The following is a 385-nucleotide window of genomic DNA, read 5'->3' as shown; positions in this document are numbered from 1 at the left end:
CTAGCCAGTTACTATCTCACGACAACTAAGCAAAGTGCAGCTCAAAGTGAGACTATATGTGGAGAATCCATTACCCCAGCGACCTTGCCGGAGGGGAGCTGGACCTTTAACGGTGGTGCCTTTGCTGTTCATCGGGTAGGCGATCGTATGGCGATTTTCAAAGGGTATAACCAAGACGTTTGGGCTTCAGAAATCTATACCAACGATAACCGTTACGGTCGTTACCAGTCGCACGGCTCGGTGCATGTACTCCCGCTCGGGGACCCTGTGACTCATGGCTATAAGCCAGATGGATGGGACTGGGACCGTAATCCGGGCACTACCACTATCCACTTACCCATCCACGAGCTTGAAAGCCCTCGCTCTTCTCCGCTGATGATACACT

Annotated in this window: 1 protein-coding gene; it reads left to right on the top strand. The window is 52.2% G+C overall.

The genetic code is table 11. The features are described 5' to 3' along the window. Positions 1-385: polysaccharide lyase family 8 super-sandwich domain-containing protein (locus tag UF06_RS25330; protein WP_197541329.1), on the top strand; the 385-nt coding region annotated here is incomplete at both ends.

It is taken from the genome of Vibrio sp. S234-5 (assembly GCF_000960595.1).
Lineage (GTDB): Bacteria > Pseudomonadota > Gammaproteobacteria > Enterobacterales > Vibrionaceae > Vibrio.
The sequence above is the reverse complement of the archived record's forward strand: the minus strand, read 5'-3'. Positions and strand labels throughout refer to the sequence as shown.